This is a genomic window from Rhodanobacter glycinis (genome assembly GCF_006438785.1).
GTDB lineage: Bacteria > Pseudomonadota > Gammaproteobacteria > Xanthomonadales > Rhodanobacteraceae > Rhodanobacter > Rhodanobacter glycinis_A.
Genome location: NZ_RCZB01000003.1, coordinates 1 through 17314 on the forward strand (window position 1 = coordinate 1; position 17314 = coordinate 17314).

Below are 17314 nucleotides of genomic sequence, written 5' to 3' on the forward strand. Positions count from 1 at the left end.
GGATCTCGTGGCTCAGCGTGGCCAGGAACTGGGTCTTCGCCGCGCTCGCCGCTTCGGCCATCTGCCGTTGCTGCTCGACCAGTTGCATGTGATGGCGCTGCGCCAGCCGCCGACGCCAGCCGCGCAGGACCAGCCCGACGAAGGTGGCAAGCAGCAGCACGTAGATCACCCACGCCCACCAGCGCACCCACGGCGGGGCTTGTACATGGATGCTCAGCGGTGTCCGCAACGCGGTCCACTGGCCGTCTGCACCGGCCGCCATGACGTCCAGCGTGTAGTCACCGGCAGCCAGCCCGGCAAAATCCCGCTCGCCGCGATTGCCAGCATCGACCCAGCCGCTGTCAAACCCGTTCAATCGAAAGCGGTAACGGTTGACCGCCGGGTTGATGAACGAAGCGAGGCGCACACCCACGCGCAGGTCACGATCACGCCAGCCCAGTTGCACCACCTTGCCGTCGAGGGCAATGGCGCGCACTTCGCCGGCGCGTTGCACGTTGAGGTACGCCAGTGTCAATGCCGGTAACGGGCCGGTTTTTTCCGGATGCAGCAATCGCTCGGGCTGGAATGCCACGACACCGCCGCTGTTGACGGCAAACACCATTCCCCCGGGCGCCATGGCGGTCGCACCCCCGTCGAAATTCGCGTTCAACAGGCCATGCGCCGGACCAAACGACCGGAAGCGGCGTGTCTGCTGATCGAACTGCCACAGGCCCGGATTGGCAAACACCCATAACCGGCCTTGTCGATCCACCCGCAAATCGCGCAGATCAGACTTCAGCCCCTCATGGCTGAGGTCGATGCTGTCATCACGCACCGCACGTCCGTCGGCATATCGGTAGTGTTCGAGGTTCGTCCCGGTGGCCAGCCAGAAGCCCGTCGCATCGAAGGCGAAAGCAAGGATCTCCTGTCGTGGTACGCCGGGTACGAAAAGCAGCTTCCCGTCCTTGCCGTCTCGGCGCAGCAAGCCGCCTTCGCTCGCATACCAGAGGCTACCCGCATGGAAGGTGAGTTGATCGGGACGCAGGATGCCATCGTTTCCCTGCTCCATCACCACCGATGCAATGGTCAAGCTGTCGGGGTCTACGACGAATACGCCTTCACCCCATGAAGCGACGTATATCCGTCCATCGTCACCAGCACAGAGCAACACTGGTCGTGTCACCTGAGCATGGTCGAGATCGATCCGGATGAGCTTGCCGCGGTCGAACAGGTTGAGCTGGGGTGGGTTGTCGATCCATAGCCGGCCACGCGAATCCTCAGCCAGGGACACGATCTGGCCCTGCATTCCCTGCACCACATGCTGCACCCGACCGGTGGTCGCATCCAGCTTGTCGATCCACCCATTGTTGCCACCCAGCCACAACTTGCCGTCACGGCCGATGAGAATCGTCGACGCCGTAATCCCGGACAGGCTGCCAGGATCGTCAGGAATGTGGGTAAAGCGTGCAAACCCGTTCCAGCCCGGTGGCAGGTAGGCAATGCTGGACTGCTCGAAGGTGATCCACAGCCCACCTTCACCATCGAGCGCGGTCTGCCACGTCTTGTTGCCCGGCAGTCCGCCCGACAACAACGGTTGACCGGTGATCCGCTGCAGATGCCCATCGCCATGATCCAGCAGCACGCCATCGGCCGTGCCGATCCACAGTCGCCCCAACGAGTCGCGGGTGCTGCTCATGATCCGCTGCGATGACAGCTGCTGGCTCGCCAGCGGTCGCGCCACGCCATCAGTGCCGATGATCAGCAGGCCGCCCGTCAGCGAAACCCTGACTTCGCCGTGACCGCCATCGATGCGCCAGGCCTTGCCGATGTCGCCATGAAACGAGGGATCCACCGGCACCTGGTGCATCGTGCCATCGGGCTCGCGCAGGTAGAGGCCACTTTCTGCGCCGATCCACAAGCGACCATCGGCCTCGGCCAGCAGCGCACGCGTCTGACCAAACGAGGCAGAATGTTTCCCATCGACATCCAGCGGCACGTGGTCGAAGCCGCTCCGGTCCGGTCGCATGCGATCAAGGCCGTTTTCCGTGGCTACCCACAAACTGCCGTCGACTGTCTGCGCGAGACCCCAGACTTCATTGCCGGCGAGGCTGGCTGGCTGGCTGTCGTCATGCGTCCAGTGCCGGAAGCGCCCGCTGTTCTGGTCATAGGCAATCAGCCCGGTCGAAATACCACCGGTCCAGACCCGGTTGTCGCGATCGATCAGCAGCGAATATGTCGCATTGGCAGGCAGGGAGCCAGGGTCATCCGCCGCGTGCCGAAACACTTTGAAGCTGACCCCGTCGAAACGCACCAGGCCGCCGGCCGAGCCAAACCACATCAAGCCGTTGCGATCATGCGCCACGGCGTAGATCGCTCCACTGGGCAGGCCATCTGCCGTCTCATAACGTCGAAACTGCGGCGTCGGCAACAGGCCCGCCGCCTGCGTGCCGGGTGCCGTTGCGGCCACGGCGCCAGGCACGGGCACAAGCGCAGCCAGGGCCATGCCCAGCAGCCAGGTCGACAACTTCAGTGCTCCCCCCATCCAGCCCCTCCGCGAACCGGCACCACGAAATCCGCACCAGCTTCGATCGAAGCCATGTCACCTCAATGCCCGATAGTGCCAAAACCACGAACCGGGCGCGAGCAAAGCCTTGCGCGTGCCGCTGCGGAACGCTTCGTATCGGGCCCGGCACAAGAGCCAAGCCCGCTAGAATGCATGCATGTCCCGACGCCTGCGATTGCTGTTCACCGCACTGGCCCTGGCCGCGCTGCTGTGGCTGCTGTTCGCCGCCGCCGAACGCGCGCTGGCGCTGGCGCAGCGCTTCCTGGCTTTGCCGGAGTGGCTGCAGTGGACGCTCGGCAGCGTCCTGCTGGTCTTCGCCGCCGCCGGCTTGAGCGTGCTGTGGTGGCTGCTGCGCCCGCGACGCCGGCGTCGGCCGCTGCCGGTACCCGACCGCAGCAGCCTGGAACAGCGCATCGGCCAGCTGCGCGAACGCGGCGCGGATACCGGCGCACTGGCAGCCGAGCTTGGCGAGCTCGATCGGCGCCGCGTCAGTGCGCGCGTCTATGTCGCGCTGTTCGGCGAGATCTCCACCGGCAAGTCCAGCCTGATTCGCGCCCTGGCACCGCACGCCCAGGTCGCCAGCGATGCGCGCGGCGGCACCACCCGCGAAGTCGGTCATTACGACGGCGCCTTCCCGGACGGCCGCACGCTGGTGCTGGCCGACGTGCCCGGCAGCCGCGAGGCCGGCGGCGAGGCGCACGAAACGTTGGCATGCGAGGAAGCATTGCGCGCGCACGCCGTGATTTATCTGTGCGCCGGCGACCTCAACCGCAGCCAGGCCGACGAGCTGCGCTGGCTAGCCGACTTCGGCAAGCCGTTGCTGCTGGTGCTGAACAAGGCCGACCAGTGGACGGCGGTCGAACGCGACAAGTTGCTCGCGCGCCTTACCCAACAATCGCGCGGCATCGCCAGCGCGGTGCTGGCGATCAGTGCCGGCGGCAGCGAGCGTTATCAACGCCAGCTCGCCGACGGCAGTACCGAGTCGGTCGAACGCCAGCGCAAGCCGGCTATCGAGCCATTGTTGCAAGCACTCGATCGGCTCACCGCGCCGGGAGCCGAAGGCCTGGAGAACCGGCGCGAGAACGCCGTGCTGGCCGGCCTGCATCAACGCACCGGCACGCTGGAGGCACGGACTCGCGCTGAAGAAGCCGAGCGCATCGTGCGCAAATACGCCCGCCGCGCCATCGTCGGCGCGCTCGCCGCAGTGGCGCCGGGCAGCGACCTGGTGATCCAGGGCGTGCTCGCCACCGGCCTCACCCGCGCGCTGGCCGAACTGTACGGCGTGAAAGTCAGCGACGTGCAGATCGAGGACTTCGTGCAACAGGCCAAACTCACCCTGCGCACCGGCAGTTCGATCGTGCTCGCCGTCGCCGGCAATGCGCTGAAAGCGTTTCCCGGCCTGGGTACGCTGGGCGGTGGCGTACTGCACGCGTTCGCCTACGCCCTGATCTTCGACTCGATGGGACGTGCACTGGCCGCCTCGCTGGCCGAACGCCAAAGCCTGGACCAGGATGACGCCAGCGCCCGGTTGAAGGAACTGCTCGCCGATGCCGGCGGCACGCGGCTGCGCCAATTGGCTGCGCTTACGATCGACGCGGTGCGCGATCGGGTCGATTGAACAAGCACAATCCCAATCCATGGATGGCCCGATGCCGAAACCACTGCCCCCAGAATTCGCCAGGCTGTTTCACGCGTACCACATGGCCCTGGACACCGACCGATTGCCCCTCTGGCAAATGATCGCCATCGGAGCCGCCACGGTCGGCTTCGGCCTGTTCCTGGAGTCCGGCTACTTCAAACAAAAGCGTCAACTCATGGTCGGCTTCCGCGCCGGAGTGATGATGGGGCTGCTCGCCTCTTCAATGAGCGTTGGCTTGCTAGCCTTTGTGTCATACAGGTCGCTGCTCTGCGGGGCCATCAAATGCATGGGCAGGCACTGTCATGGTTACGATTTCACCGACCTTCTCGACCATAGGCATTTGTCCAGCGACAACTTCTTGTCCATGACATTCCAGCCCCTCAGTTTCTGGTTAAGCTATGCAGAGCTGTCCTTGTTCACCGCGGTCGCGCTGTTCGTACTGTTCGGGTGCATTCGCTCCGCGGCGCACTGGCGCGAGCTGGACTGACTACACCTACGGCGTTCCCGCAAATGCCGCCCGCAGCCAGTCATGCATCAACCGGTAACTGCGCGCGGCCGCGCGTTCGTCGTAGCGACAACCGGGGGAGTTCTCGCCGACCTCGGTAAAGCAATGCACCGCGTGGCCGATCACCACGAATTGCCAGTCGGCGGGGCTGGTGCGCATCTCGTCCATGAACTTGTCCGCGTCCGGCATGGTGCCCTTGTCGTCGGCGCCGTTCATCGCCAGCACGCGCGCCTTGATGTTCTTCGCCAACGTCGGATTGTCGGTATCCAGGCCGCCGTGGAACGAGACCACCGCGGCGACGTCGGCGCCACTGCGCGCCAGATCCAGTACCGCCGAGCCGCCGAAGCAGAAGCCGATCGCGGCCAGTTTGCTGCTGTCGATCGGCGCAGTCGCGACCTGAGCCTTGAGCTGGGCCAGCGCCTCGTTCACGCGTTTACGCATCAGCGCGCGGTCGCCGTACAACGGTTTCACCGCCGCCTGCGCCTGATCGGCATGGCCTTGTTGCGGACGCACGCTGGCGCCGTACATGTCGGTAAGCAGGATCACGTAATCCCTGCCGGCGATCATCTCGGCCTTCTTTACGGCCGCGTCGTTGACGCCGTACCAGTTCGGCACCATCACCAGGCCTGGCCGCTTCGTCGCGGTCGCATCGTCATAGATCAGGATGCTGTGGAAGCGGGTGCCGTCCTGGCTCCATTCGACGGTCCGGTGCACCATCTTCGCCTGGGCAGCGAAACTGGAACCGGCAAGCAACAGCAGACAGCAGAATCGGGCGATGCGCATGATCAATCCTCCGGTGGGCTGACAAGCTCCCGCCCCTGTACGCGGGGCGGATGGTATGGGTTTCTACCTTGCAGGGTTCACAGTCCGGCGGCGTGCTCCGAGAGGCGCCGCTTCAACGGGGCCAGGCGATCGAGCAGACACACGCCGACGCCGCGCGCGGCGACCAGCGCCGGCGACTGCCACGCATAGATGCGCGCCAGCGCGTCGAAGCCCAGCGCATCCAGCGTGTCGGCGCTGCGTCGGCGCCGCGCGTACCGGCGCAGCACATGCGCCGCGCCGATGTCGCGGCCGGCGGCGCGCGCGGCGACCAGCGTATCGCGCAGCTCGGCCACATCGCGCAGCCCCAGGTTCACACCCTGGCCGGCCAGCGGATGTACTGCATGCGCCGCATCGCCCAGCAGCACGAAACGGTCGGCCTGATAGCGCTCGGCCAGCTGCAGCTTCAGCGGAAATGCCGCGCGCTTCGTGGTGGCAAGGATGCGACCCAGCCGGAAATCGCTGGCGAGGCCGAGTTCATCGAGAAAAGCCTGGTCGTCCAGCGCCAGTACACGCTGGGCCTCGGCCTCGGGCAACGACCACACCAGCGAGCTGCGACCATCGCCCAGCGGCAGAAGGGCCAGCGGCCCACTGCGCATGAAGCGCTGCCACGCGGTGCTTTCGTGCGGCCGCTCGGTAGCCACATGCGCCACCACGGCACGCTGTGCGTAGTCGCGACCTCGCGTGTCGATGCCGGCCAGCTGGCGCAACGGCGAGGCCGCGCCGTCGGCTGCCACCAGCAATCCTGCCGCCAGGGTCTCGCCATCCGCCAGTTCCAGCTGGATGCGATCCTCGTGCGCCTCGAAACCTTGCACTTGGGCCGGGCACAGGCGATGCACGCCGACAGTTTCCAGTGCCTGCCACAGGGCCCACTGCACCAGCGAGTTCTCGACGATGTAGCCGAGCTTGTCGCGGCCTTCGCTGGCCGCATCGAAATCAATGGCCGCGCCGCTCTCGGCATCCCATACATGCATGTGCGCATACGAACCGGCGCGCGCCTGACGGATGGACGTCCAGACGTCCAGATCATCCAGCAGCGCGATCGACGAGGGTGCCAGGCCCACCACGCGCAGGTCCACCTCGGCGTGCACGCTCCATGGGGTTGGCGCATGTGCTTCCAGCAACGCCGTGCGGAAGCCGGCGCGCGCCAGCGCCAAAGCGGCGGCGGCGCCGACCATGCCACCGCCGACCACGGCCACGTCCATTGCCGGAGCGCGGCGGCGCGTTGAAACATCGAGCGACGAGGTATTCATGGCAGCCGCTCCAGCACGGCCAGCGGCGGTTCGCCGCGAAAACCCATGCCGCGGCGCGCCAGTGCCCGTTGCAGCGGTGGCACCCGATCGCAGGCCAGCAATGCCAGCGATCGCAGCGGCGCCAGCAGCGGTTGCGGCAGGCAGGCCAGTCGCACCAGGCCATGACTCATCGCCATGGTGCCTTCGCGATCCGGCGCACGGCGTACGGCATAACGTTGCAACACCTCGGCAGCACCGGGATCGGCAGCCGTTGCGATCAGCTCGGCCAGGGTCAGAGCATCGCGCAGGCCGAGGTTGAAGCCCTGCGCACCGATCGGATGCACGGTCTGGGCGGCATTGCCCACCAGCACAGCGCGCGGCCCGGTCAGCCGGGTCGCTGCGACGCGATGGATCGCGTACGGATGACGCTTGCCGGGCCGGCTCAAGCGGCCAAGGCGCCAGCCGAAACGCCGCTGCACCAGTTCGATGAAACCCGCATCATCCAGCGCAGCGACCGCGTCCGCCTCGTCAGCGGCCACGGTGAGCACCAGCCCGCAGCGCCCCTCGGCCAGCGGCAGCAGCGCGATCGGGCCGTCATCGGCGAACCGCTCCCAGGCGCGGCCGGCGTGGCTGCGCTCGGGCGTGACCGTGCAGACGAACAGTGTCTGCCGGTAATCGTGACGCTCGGCGTCGATACCCAGCTGCGCGCGAACGAAGGAAGCCGTGCCATCGGCGCCGACCAGCAGTGGTGTGTCGATGCAGCGCACGCCATCGGCATGGTTGATCTGGGCACGCCAGCCACCAGCCAGAGGTTGCAGCGCGGACAAGGTCGCGGGTGCGAGCCGGGTCAACTGGGTGCATTCGTCCAGCCGGCGCAGCAACGCCGCGCCCAGTTCGCGCGCCGGCAGGGTCCAGCCCAGCGCATCGACGCCCTGCCTGTCCGCATCGATGCGCGCACTGCCGAATTCTCCGGCGCGACTGACATGGATATGCCGGATCGGGGTAGCTCGCGCCGCGGCATGCCGCCACACGCCGATGGCCTCGAGGCCGTTGACGGTGGCCCGCGCCAGCGCCAGGTTGCGTTCGTCGTAGCTGGGCTGGGCATCGGCACGCGGGGCGGCTGTCTCGACCAGGGTGGCGGCAATACCCGCCGCATCCAGCGCAATGGCCAGGCTGGCGCCGACCAGGCCGCCGCCGACGATCAGTACGCCAGGTTCGTTCACGGCGGAGGATTCGTGGACATTCATGCGTCGATGATACGCGTTGGAGCCGCCTGCGTTGCAGCATTGGGCTAGACTAGCGGTCTGTTCAAACGCCCACATGGAGCCCCCTCATGGTCAAGACACTGGCCCAACGCCTCGGCATCTTCGTGGCACTCGCCGCGGTGATGGCGGCCACCCGCATGCATCACTCGCTGCTGCATCATTTCGATGCGCTGCCGGATGCCTCGTGGGGCATTTTCTTCCTGGCCGGTTTCTGGCTGCGTGGGTCCGGCCGCTGGGCGTTTCCGTTGCTGATGGCTGAAGCAGTGCTGATCGACTATCTGGTGATCAGCGGCCAGGGCCTCGACTTCTGGAGTCACTACTGCGTATCGGTGGCCTACTGGTTCCTGATCCCGTCGTATTTCAGCCTGTGGCTGGGCGGCAGCTGGCTGGCCAGGCACCAGATCGGCCTGCGTCTGCAGACGCTGGGCATGGCCGTGATCGCGCTGGCGGTCAGTTGGGCCGCCTGCTACCTGCTGTCCAATGGCAGCTTCTACTGGCTCAGTGACAGCGTGCCGCTGCCGCGCAACTCTGCTGCATGGTTCGCCAATCTGGGCGACTGGTATCTGCCGTTCCTGCAGACCACGGCCTTGTATGTCGGTATCGGCGCCGTGCTGCACGTACTGGCGGTGCAGATCGCCCGCGCACTGCACGCCGACCAAGCCAAGCTGTCGCGCTGAATCCCAGTGGGCAACCGGCTTTCGAAAATCTACACGCGCACCGGTGACGACGGCAGCACCGGGTTGGGCGACGGCTCGCGGGTAGGCAAGGACTCGCTGCGGGTCAACGCCTATGGCACCGTGGACGAGCTCAACAGCACCATTGGTATGCTGCTGGCGGCCGACGGCGTCACTGCCGACGTGCGCGAGGCGCTGACCCAGGTGCAACACGACCTGTTCGATCTGGGTGGCGAGCTGTGCATCCCCGGCATGGCGATGGTCGAGGACAGCGACATCAACCGGCTGGAAACCATCCTGGACGGCTTCAACGAGCCGCTGCCGCCACTGAAGGAATTCATCCTGCCCGGCGGCGGCATGGCGGCGGCCTGCGGTCATCTGGCGCGCACGGTATGCCGCCGCGCCGAACGCGAAGTCATCGCGCTGGCGCGGGTGGAAGCTATCCGCAGCCAGCCGCAGCGCTACCTCAACCGGCTGTCCGACTTGCTGTTCGTGATCTCACGCGTACTGGCGCGCACCAGCGGTCACGGCGAGGTGCTGTGGCAACACGAGCGCCGGCGCAAACCCCAGCCTGCCGAATAGGCCGCCGGGTGCTGCGGCTGTACACCCATCCGGCCTGTCTGCAACACGATCCGGGCCCGGGACATGCCGAGCGCCCGGCGCGGCTGCGCGCGGTGTTGCAGGCGCTGGACCAGGATCGTTACGCGGCGCTCGATCGCGTCGAGGCGCCGCTGGCCACGCGCGAGCAGTTGCTGCGGGTCCACAGCGCCGCCCACATGGAACGCGTCCTTGCCAGCGCCCCGGCCACCGGCCATCACCGTCTGGACGAAGACACCCTGATGTCACCCGGCTCGGTCGAGGCAGCACTGCGCGCAGCGGGCGCCAACGTGGCGGCGGTGGACGCGGTAATGAATGGCGACTGCCAGCGTGCGTTCTGCGCCGTGCGCCCGCCCGGCCACCATGCCACCCGTGATCAGGCGATGGGTTTCTGCCTGTTCAACAACATCGCCGTGGCCGCCGCGCACGCGCTGGCCGTGCACGGCCTCAAGCGGGTCGCGATTGCCGACTTCGACGTGCATCACGGCAACGGCACGCAAGCCATCTTCGAGCGCGAGCCGCGCGTGCTGTTCGTCTCCAGCCACCAGTCGCCGCTGTATCCGGACAGTGGCCATGAGGACGAGCGCGGCAGTGGCAACATCGTCAACGGCACACTGTCGCCCGGCGCCGGTTCGCACGAGTTTCGCGAACTGTGGGACATCGTGCTGCTGCCCCGTCTGGACGCATTCAGGCCGCAACTGGTGCTGGTCTCGGCCGGTTTCGATGCGCACCGCAATGATCCGTTGGCGGACATCCGGCTGGGTCATGAGGATTACGCCTGGATCACTGAGCGGCTAGTGACGCTGGCCCGCACGCATGCCGGCGGCCGACTGGTTTCCACGCTGGAAGGCGGTTACGACCTCGCCGCGCTGGCCGCCTGCGCCAGCGCGCATGTCGGCGCGCTGATGGACTGAATTTGCCTGCGACGGGCTGACTGTCCGCCCCGCCGCCCACACCAGCGGGAGTGATATCGGATGAAATCGACAGCAAGTGGTGCTGTGTCCCCTGCCAGCCCGACACCGTCTGCGACCGCGCCGTCGCTCGTTTCTCGCGCCGCATTGCTGAATCCGCGCCGCGGCCGGGAAACGTTTGCCTGCCGTATAAGAGGCGTTTCTGCTAGCTTAACGAGCCTTCAAAGTCGGCAGATTTCCCAGTGATGCACAAGCTACCTCCACGCCGCCTGTTGGCGATTGCCGCAGCACTTGCCCTGATCGGCGGCCAGGCCGACGCCAGCAGCGGTCAGAGCACTCCCGCCACCTCGCCCGGACAGGCCGATCAGGCCTGTCCGCTGGGTTCGTTTCACTGCGCACCGCGCCCCTACAACTACGCCATGTGCCGCCCGAATGCGTTGCTGGATTTCTACGACCCCAGCCTCGGCAAGGACGTCAGCCTGCGCGAAACCAGCCTTACCAAGGTTGACGCGCAGCATGTGGACAGCTCCAACCAGTCGGTCTACCACTTGTCCGGCGACGTGAAACTGCAGCGCGCCGACCAGCAGCTGCAAGCCGACAGTGTCGACTACAACAACGTCAGCACCGATTACGACGCTCGCGGCAACGTGCGTTACCAGGAGGCCGGCCAGCTGCTGGCGTCGTCGCACATGCGGGGCAATACCGATGCCAGCCGCGGCATCGCCGACGACGTGCGCTACCAGATGCTCGATGCGCGCGGCAACGGCGTGGCCAAACAGGGCCACATGCTGGATGCGCAGCACTCGCGCTATGTGATGGCAACATATTCCACCTGCGATGTCGGCCATCACCTGTGGGAGTTTCGTGCCAAGTCGATCACCATCAACAAGGAAACCGGCGTAGGTGTGGCGCGCGACGCCACCATGCGACTGGGCAACGTACCCTTCCTGTACCTGCCGTATTTCAGCTTCCCGACCGACGACCGGCGCAAGAGCGGCTTCCTGTATCCGGCCATCGGCAACACCAGCCGATCCGGTTTCGAGGTAAGCGCGCCGTACTATCTGAACCTGGCACCGAACTACGACGCCACGCTGGACCCACGCATCTACAGCGATCGCGGCGCGATGCTGGCCGGCGAATTCCGATACCTGGTACCGGGCAGCAACGGCCAGATCAACGTGGAATACGTGCCGAACGATCACGGCGAAAACGACGGCCTTGCCGACATCAAGGGCGACTCGCGCTATCTGGTCAACCTTTCCGATCGCACGCAGCTCTGGAAAGGCTGGCAGTTCGTGGGTTCGTACAACCATGCCTCCGACAGCAGCTACCTGTACGACTACGGCGACGCCCTGTCGCATGCCGCGATCTATACGCTGGCCTCCAATGCCGCGGTCATGGGCGGCGGAAAATGGTGGCACGCGTCGTTCGGCGGCACCATCTACCAGAACGTGAACCCGTTCGTGACCGACAGGGTACTGCCGTACGATCAGCTGCCCTACGCCACCTTCGGCATGAACGTGCCGCTGTCGCGCTGGCTGGAATTCGGCATGGACACCTCGGCCGTGGCGTTCCGCAAGACTGGCTTCGTCGAGGGCGAGCGCGAGGATCTGTACCCTTATCTGGCCGCCGATTTCGGCACCTCCGCATGGTTCGTCCGGCCGAAAGTGGCCTATCGCTACACCGCCTATCAGCTCGACAGCGGCTACGACAAGTATGGCTATGGCGGGCTGCTCGGCAGTGGCGGCGTCTCGCCGTTCACGCAGCAGTCTCCGAGCCGCGCCCTGCCGATCGTCAGCGTGGACAGCGGGCTGGTGTTCGATCGCAACGCCTCGCTGTTCGGCAACAGTTACACGCAGACACTGGAACCGCGGATCTACTACTTGTACGTGCCATATCGCAACCAGAATAATCTACCGGTTTTCGATACCAGCCTGATGTCGTTCGACTACTGGCAGCTGTTCTCGCCGAACCAGTTCTCCGGCGCCGATCGCCAGATGGATGCGAACAACGTCACCGCGGCGCTGACCACGCGCCTGCTCGACGACAGCGGCGCGGAACGGCTGTCGGCCAGCATCGGCCAGATCCGCTACCTCAGCCCGCAGCGGGTGCTCGGCACCGACTGGGTGCGCTCGGCTTACGTGGCCCAGCTCGACGTGCAACTCAGCGATCGCTGGCGGCTCGCCAGTTCCTACCAGTGGAGCCCGAACACCCGTCTCACCGACATGGCCGCGGTGGAACTGCAGCGTCGTCTGGGCACCGACGGCGTCTTCAATTTCTCGTACCGCTACCGTCGCGGTCTGCTGGAACAATACAGCGCTTCGGCGGTCTATCCGTTGTCCGAACGCTGGCGACTGGTGGGATCGTGGACTTATTCGGTAAAGGACCGCGAGACCGTCGAAGCGCTGGCTGGCGTGGAGTACGACAGCTGTTGCGTGTCGCTGCGGCTGGTCGATCGAAACTACGTCAACCAGGCTTACTACGGCTTCGGTCCTGCTCCCACGGGCGGCAATATCAACCAGCGCGACAACGCGATCATGTTCGAAGTGGTTTTCAAGGGGCTCGGCTCGTCGGGCGGCCAAATCGATCCACTGTTGCGCCGTGATATTCTCGGCTATCAATAAACGCATTCGCCCCGGCGATTCAGGCTTTCCATCGATGAAGCAATCCTTTGCATCTCTCCTGCTCGCGCTCGCGATCATGCTCCCCGCCCACGCCCAGATACTGGCGCCTGCCGCACCGGCCAGCCAGCCGCTGGACAGGATCGTGGCCGTCGTTAACGAGGACGTGATCCTGCAGAGCGAACTGAACGACGCCGTGGTGTCGGTACAACAGCAATATGCCGGGCACACCGAACAGTTGCCGCCGATGAACGTGCTGCAGCAGCAGGTGCTCAACCGCCTGGTACTCATGCGATTGCAGGTGCAGAAGGCGCAGGATCAGAACATCCGCATCTCCGACGCCGACATTGACCAGGCGATCGCGGGTGTGGCCGAGCAGAACAAGCTCACTCCCGAGCAGCTGCGCGCCGAAGTGGAGCGCAGCGGCTCCAGCTTTGCGTCGTTCCGCCGGCAGCTGGGCGACCAGCTCATCGTGCAGCGCCTGCATCAGAGTGTGGTCCAGGACTCGGTGTCGATCACCGACAGCGAGATCGACAACCTGCTCAGCAGCCCGACCTACAAGGCCGGCGAAGTGCACCTGGGGCATATCCAGATAAGCATTCCCGGTGGTGCCGACGCCGCCGCGATCCAGACCAGTCAGGCCAAGGCCGAGCAGGCGATTGCCGCCATCAAGGGCGGCATGGATTTCAACGCCGCAGCGATCCGCTTTTCCGATGCGTCCGACGCACTGGAAGGCGGCGACCTCGGCTGGCGCCGGATGGACGAGATTCCGCCCGCCTTCGCCGACACCATCGCCTCGATGAAGCCCGGCGAAGTCAGCCCGGCGCTGCGCGGCCCGACCGGCTTCCACATCCTCAAGCTGATCGACCAGCGTCAGAGCAGCCGCAAGGTGGTCACCGAGCTGCATGCACGGCAGATCCTGATCAAGCCGAGCGAGCTGGTATCAGCGACGCAGGCCGAGCAGAAAGCGCGCGACCTGTACAACCGCATCGTCAACAAGCATGAAGACTTCGCTACCCTGGCGAAGGAGAACTCCAAGGACGACACCACCGCCAATCTCGGCGGCGACATGGGCTGGTTCGCACAGCAGGCATGGGGTTCGACCATCGGCAAGGAACTGGGCCAGCTGAAGGACAACGAGGTGTCGCAGCCGTTCCAGAGCGAAGCCGGCTGGCACATCCTGCAGCGGCTCGGCTCACGTCAGAGCGACCAGACCGTGCAGATCGAACGCGACCAGGCCCGTCAGGCCATCGGTACGCGCAAGTCCGAACAGGTCTACGACGACTATCTGCGCGATCTTCGGTCCAATGCCTACATCAACATCCTGGTTCCCGAGTTGCGCGATACGGACACCCAGGCTGCCGCTGGCACCTCGCCGTAAGCTGATTTGAATACCATGCCACTGCCCCGGCTCGCGGTCACTGCCGGTGAGCCAGCGGGCATCGGTCCGGAATTGTTGATCCGGCTGGCCGCCACCTCGCTGGCGGCCAGTCTGGTCGCGATTGCCGATCGCCACGTGCTGGAGCGCGCCGCCATGCGCTGCGGACTGCGCATCGAGTTGACCGACGACGATGGCAGCGTGCAGACCGAGCGCCAGCCCGGCACGTTGCGTTTGCGGCACACGCCGCTGGCGGTCGACGAAGTACCTGGTCGACCCGACCCGCGCAATGCCCGCCACGTACTGGACACGCTGACCGAAGCGGCCGATGGCTGCATCGCCGGTCGCTACGACGCGGTGGTCACCGCACCCTTGCAGAAGTCCTCGATCAACGATGCCGGCATCCCCTTCAGCGGGCACACCGAGTTCTTCGCCGAACGCGCCCATGCCGACGTGGTAATGATGCTGGCCAGCCCGGAACTGCGCGTGGCGCTGGTCACCACGCACCTGCCGCTGGCCGCGGTATCGGCCGCCATCACGACCGAAGCGTTGACCCGCACGCTACGCATCGTGCATGCCGAACTGCGTCGCAAGTTCGGCATCGCCGAACCGCGCATCGCCGTGTTGGGCCTCAATCCACACGCTGGCGAAAGCGGATACCTGGGTCGCGAGGAAATCGACACACTGATCCCGGCACTGGATGTGCTGCGCGGCGAGGGCATGCACCTGCTCGGTCCGGTGCCTGCCGATACGGCGTTCGTTCCGGCCCTGCGTCACCATTACGATGCCGTGCTGGCGATGTATCACGATCAGGCGTTGCCGGTGCTGAAGAGCGAGGCGTTCGACCGCACCGTCAACCTCACCCTCGGCCTGCCGTTCATCCGTACCTCGGTCGATCACGGCACCGCGCTGGATCTGGCCGGCACCGGCCAGGCCGACCCTGCCAGCCTGATCGCGGCAGCGTGCATGGCCATGGATCTTGTCGCACGCAGCAAGGCTTCCGCATGAACGCCCGCCCCAAGAAAAGCTTCGGCCAGCACTTCCTGCACGACCGCCGCTACATCGAACGCATCGTCAGCGCAGTGGCGCCACGGGCCGAGGATTTCGTGGTCGAGATCGGTCCTGGTGAAGGCGCGCTGACGCTGCCGCTGCTGGCCGCCGCCGGCAAGCTCACCGCGATCGAACTGGATACCGATCTGATCCCCGGCCTGCAGGCGCGAGCCGCCAGCGTGGGTGAATTACACATCATCCATGCCGACGTGCTGAAGGTGGATTTCAGTGCCCTGGCGCACAGCCACGGCGTGCCGCGGTTGCGCATCGCCGGCAACCTGCCCTACTACATCTCCAGCCCGATCCTGTTCCACTGCGTCGAGCACGCGGCAGCGATCCAGGACATGCACTTCATGTTGCAGAAGGAAGTGGTCGACCGGATGGCCGCCGAGCCGGGCAGCAAGGTGTATGGACGGCTATCCGTGATGCTGCAGCTGGCCTGCCGGGTCGAGCCGCTGTTCAACGTGCCGCCGGAAGCGTTCCGGCCGCCGCCGAAAGTGGAGTCCGCGGTGGTGCGGTTGGTGCCTCTGGGGTCACACGAACTGCACGACGCGCGGCCCGAGCATGTCTATGCGGTGGTCAAGGCCGCCTTCGGCCAGCGGCGCAAGACACTGGCCAACGCGCTGAAGCAGTTGCTCGACAGCGATGCGATCCGCCGCGCCGATGTCGACCCCAAGGCCCGCGCCGAAACGCTCGCTCCAGCCGACTTCGTGCGCCTGGCTAAGGTCTACAGCAGTCTTTGATGACGAAGATGCGCTCCGATCACGGCCGCTCCGCCCCATTCGCAGCGGCAGGCCTTACAATCCGGGCATGACTGAAAAATCTTCCTACACGATCGATGTGCAGGTCGAAACACGCTTCGTCCCCGATCAATCGAAGCCCGGTGACAATCGCTACGTTTTCGCCTACACCGTCACGCTGCGCAATGCTGGCGAGATGCCGGCACGTCTACTCACCCGTCACTGGATGATTACCGACGCCAACGGCAAGGTGGAGGAAGTGACCGGCGACGGCGTGGTCGGCGAACAACCGTGGATGCGCCCCGGCGACGATTACGAATACACCTCGGGTACGGTGCTGGAAACGCCGGTCGGCACCATGGGCGGCAGCTACCAGATGCTGGCCGACGACGGTACGGAGTTCGAGGCGCCCATTCCGACCTTTACCCTGTCCATTCCGCGCACGCTGCACTGATGGCCCTGCTCTGACATGGCTACGTACGCGATCGGCGACGTGCAGGGCTGCTACCCTGAACTGCAACGCCTGCTCGACAAGCTGCGCTTCGATCCGGCGCAGGACCAACTGTGGTTCTGCGGCGACCTGGTCAACCGCGGCGGCCAGTCACTGGAGACGCTGCGGCTGATCCACAGCCTGCGCGAACAAAGCATCGTCACACTCGGCAATCATGACCTGAGCCTGCTGGCGATCGCCCAGCGCAGGCCCGATGCGCAGGCGCGGGTGAATCCCGAGCTGCGCGAAGTGCTGTTCGCCGACGACGCACCGGTGCTGTTCGAATGGCTGCGCTCGCAGAAGTTGCTGCACCACGACGAACAACTCAACTGGACCATGGTGCATGCTGGCCTGGCGCCGATGTGGACGTTGCGGCAGGCCCAGAGATCCGCCGAGGATGTCGAGCGTGAGCTGTCCAGCCCGCGTCATCCGCGCTTGCTGCGCAACCTGTTCGGCAACCGCCCCGCGGTGTGGTCGAGCCGTTTGCAGGGACTGGATCGCCAGCGCGCCACGATCAACACGATGACCCGGATGCGCTATTGCGACGTCAATGGGCGTATCGACTTCGATGCCAAGGACATTCCCGGGACACAGAAGCCCGGGCTGTACCCGTGGTTTGAAGTGCCCGGCATGCGCCGGCGCGATATCCGCATCGTCTGTGGCCACTGGTCGGCGCTGGGACGCTTTGCCGGGCTCGGCGTGCATGCGATCGATACCGGCTGCGTATGGGGCGGGCAACTCACCGCGCTGCGGCTGGACGGCGAAGAGCCGCAGTACATCACGGTCAACGCCGAGCCGCATCGCAAGCGACCGCCGGGCGTCGAGGACTGATTCACCGCGCATGAAAAACC

15 protein-coding genes are annotated in these 17314 nt (G+C 65.7%); 11 read left to right on the forward strand and 4 right to left on the reverse strand.

Translation table 11 applies throughout. From position 1 onward, the window contains the following. Nucleotides 1–2521, reverse strand: a 2521-nt coding sequence (locus tag EAH75_RS10595) for a ligand-binding sensor domain-containing protein (protein WP_240046144.1), incomplete at its 3' end; no start/stop codon positions are given. A 178-nt stretch (nt 2522–2699) separates the two neighbouring features. On the opposite strand from EAH75_RS10595, the gene EAH75_RS10600 reads away from it, so the two are divergent. Then, nucleotides 2700–4160, forward strand: a complete 1461-nt coding sequence (locus tag EAH75_RS10600) for a GTPase (RefSeq protein ID WP_140649525.1) — start codon at nt 2700–2702, stop codon at nt 4158–4160. 31 nt (nt 4161–4191) lie between these two features. Beyond that, on the forward strand, nt 4192–4668 hold the full coding sequence (locus tag EAH75_RS10605) for a hypothetical protein (RefSeq protein ID WP_140649523.1): 477 nt from the start codon (nt 4192–4194) through the stop codon (nt 4666–4668). 6 nt (nt 4669–4674) lie between these two features. Here EAH75_RS10605 and EAH75_RS10610 read toward each other — a convergent pair whose 3' ends face one another. The 3 genes from EAH75_RS10610 to ubiH form a co-directional block, all read right to left on the reverse strand. Next, complete coding sequence (locus EAH75_RS10610; protein ID WP_140805437.1) at nt 4675–5469, reverse strand: dienelactone hydrolase family protein; 795 nt, start codon at nt 5467–5469, stop codon at nt 4675–4677. Nucleotides 5470–5546: 77 nt separating this feature from the next. Continuing rightward, the gene (locus tag EAH75_RS10615; RefSeq protein ID WP_140649520.1) at nt 5547–6758 is read right to left on the reverse strand and encodes a UbiH/UbiF/VisC/COQ6 family ubiquinone biosynthesis hydroxylase; all 1212 of its coding nucleotides are present in this window, start codon (nt 6756–6758) and stop codon (nt 5547–5549) included. After that, nucleotides 6755–7984 (reverse strand): 2-octaprenyl-6-methoxyphenyl hydroxylase, encoded by a 1230-nt coding sequence (gene ubiH, locus EAH75_RS10620; protein WP_140805439.1) that lies wholly within the window; start codon nt 7982–7984, stop codon nt 6755–6757. The genes EAH75_RS10615 and ubiH overlap by 4 nt, the downstream gene beginning before the upstream one ends. A gap of 86 nt (nt 7985–8070) precedes the next feature. On the opposite strand from ubiH, the gene EAH75_RS10625 reads away from it, so the two are divergent. The 9 genes from EAH75_RS10625 (at nt 8071) to EAH75_RS10665 (ending at nt 17294) form a co-directional block, all read left to right on the forward strand. Further along, nucleotides 8071–8679: a hypothetical protein gene (locus tag EAH75_RS10625; RefSeq protein ID WP_140649518.1), complete on the forward strand. Its 609-nt coding sequence runs from the start codon at nt 8071–8073 to the stop codon at nt 8677–8679. Nucleotides 8680–8685: 6 nt separating this feature from the next. Then, a complete protein-coding gene (locus EAH75_RS10630; protein WP_140649517.1) occupies nt 8686–9258 on the forward strand; it encodes a cob(I)yrinic acid a,c-diamide adenosyltransferase in 573 nt (190 codons plus the stop codon). A gap of 11 nt (nt 9259–9269) precedes the next feature. Further along, complete coding sequence (locus EAH75_RS10635) at nt 9270–10187, forward strand: histone deacetylase family protein (protein WP_170212216.1); 918 nt, start codon at nt 9270–9272, stop codon at nt 10185–10187. A gap of 239 nt (nt 10188–10426) precedes the next feature. Then, nucleotides 10427–12808, forward strand: a complete 2382-nt coding sequence (locus EAH75_RS10640) for an LPS-assembly protein LptD (RefSeq protein ID WP_140805441.1) — start codon at nt 10427–10429, stop codon at nt 12806–12808. Between the two features lie 34 nt (nt 12809–12842). Beyond that, on the forward strand, nt 12843–14186 hold the full coding sequence (locus EAH75_RS10645; protein WP_140649514.1) for a peptidylprolyl isomerase: 1344 nt from the start codon (nt 12843–12845) through the stop codon (nt 14184–14186). Nucleotides 14187–14201: 15 nt separating this feature from the next. Further along, nucleotides 14202–15191, forward strand: a complete 990-nt coding sequence (gene pdxA / locus EAH75_RS10650) for a 4-hydroxythreonine-4-phosphate dehydrogenase PdxA (RefSeq protein WP_140649513.1) — start codon at nt 14202–14204, stop codon at nt 15189–15191. Continuing rightward, nucleotides 15188–15976 carry a 16S rRNA (adenine(1518)-N(6)/adenine(1519)-N(6))-dimethyltransferase RsmA gene (gene rsmA / locus EAH75_RS10655; protein ID WP_140649512.1) on the forward strand — a complete coding sequence of 263 codons (789 nt, stop codon included), beginning with the start codon at nt 15188–15190 and terminating at the stop codon, nt 15974–15976. Before pdxA ends, rsmA begins: the two co-directional genes overlap by 4 nt. A gap of 67 nt (nt 15977–16043) precedes the next feature. Next, nucleotides 16044–16427 carry a Co2+/Mg2+ efflux protein ApaG gene (gene apaG / locus EAH75_RS10660; protein WP_140649509.1) on the forward strand — a complete coding sequence of 128 codons (384 nt, stop codon included), beginning with the start codon at nt 16044–16046 and terminating at the stop codon, nt 16425–16427. 15 nt (nt 16428–16442) lie between these two features. After that, complete coding sequence (locus tag EAH75_RS10665; protein WP_140649507.1) at nt 16443–17294, forward strand: symmetrical bis(5'-nucleosyl)-tetraphosphatase; 852 nt, start codon at nt 16443–16445, stop codon at nt 17292–17294. Nucleotides 17295–17314: the final 20 nt, after the last annotated feature.

Coding starts and splice junctions, on each gene's coding strand:
- EAH75_RS10600 (WP_140649525.1), top strand. CDS start 2,700: ATGTCCCGACGCCTGCGATTGCTGTTCACCGCACTGGCCCTGGCCGCG.
- EAH75_RS10605 (WP_140649523.1), top strand. CDS start 4,192: ATGCCGAAACCACTGCCCCCAGAATTCGCCAGGCTGTTTCACGCGTAC.
- EAH75_RS10610 (WP_140805437.1), bottom strand. CDS start 5,469: ATGCGCATCGCCCGATTCTGCTGTCTGCTGTTGCTTGCCGGTTCCAGT.
- EAH75_RS10615 (WP_140649520.1), bottom strand. CDS start 6,758: ATGAATACCTCGTCGCTCGATGTTTCAACGCGCCGCCGCGCTCCGGCA.
- ubiH (WP_140805439.1), bottom strand. CDS start 7,984: ATGAATGTCCACGAATCCTCCGCCGTGAACGAACCTGGCGTACTGATC.
- EAH75_RS10625 (WP_140649518.1), top strand. CDS start 8,071: ATGGTCAAGACACTGGCCCAACGCCTCGGCATCTTCGTGGCACTCGCC.
- EAH75_RS10645 (WP_140649514.1), top strand. CDS start 12,843: ATGAAGCAATCCTTTGCATCTCTCCTGCTCGCGCTCGCGATCATGCTC.
- pdxA (WP_140649513.1), top strand. CDS start 14,202: ATGCCACTGCCCCGGCTCGCGGTCACTGCCGGTGAGCCAGCGGGCATC.
- rsmA (WP_140649512.1), top strand. CDS start 15,188: ATGAACGCCCGCCCCAAGAAAAGCTTCGGCCAGCACTTCCTGCACGAC.
- apaG (WP_140649509.1), top strand. CDS start 16,044: ATGACTGAAAAATCTTCCTACACGATCGATGTGCAGGTCGAAACACGC.
- EAH75_RS10665 (WP_140649507.1), top strand. CDS start 16,443: ATGGCTACGTACGCGATCGGCGACGTGCAGGGCTGCTACCCTGAACTG.